The sequence below is a fragment of the Paraburkholderia sp. BR10923 genome, from assembly GCF_040948765.1.
Classification (GTDB): domain Bacteria; phylum Pseudomonadota; class Gammaproteobacteria; order Burkholderiales; family Burkholderiaceae; genus Paraburkholderia; species Paraburkholderia youngii.
On the sequence record NZ_JBFPKO010000171.1, the window covers coordinates 1 to 390 of the forward strand.

Here is a 390-nt window from a genome sequence, read left to right on the forward strand (position 1 = left end):
CTGCTCTCACAACTGAACGCTACCAACGGGAGGGAAATGAGAAGGCGCTCGCGATGCTGAAGAAGATTTCTCCGGTGGCGTGGCGGCACATCCACTTCCTCGGGCATTACACGTTTCGCAACGAGAATCCGATCGACATCGCGGCCATGCTTGCGGGTCTCGACCTTCTCTAACCACCTGAAATCAAAGGACTTCCATTCCAAAATTTCTGCGGTTCCGACTTACAACCCCTATTTGGGACCTACAACCACACTACAACTAGCTGTCAAAGCCATTTTGAAATGTCCGCTTACTGGCCAAGTTCAAATGTCCGCTTTTAGGGGGTGGGAATCGGTCTCTCACCCGGTTTTTATTCACGCAGTGTCGAAGGATGGCGTTTGAACTGGCAGG

1 protein-coding gene is annotated in these 390 nt (G+C 51.8%); it reads left to right on the forward strand.

Annotation, left to right across the window (positions count from 1 at the left end; translation table 11 throughout):
• The coding region (locus tag AB3X94_RS41965) for a Tn3 family transposase (RefSeq protein WP_368614484.1) at window positions 1–173 on the forward strand (173 nt) is incomplete at its 5' end.
• Window positions 174–390 lie beyond the last annotated feature (217 nt).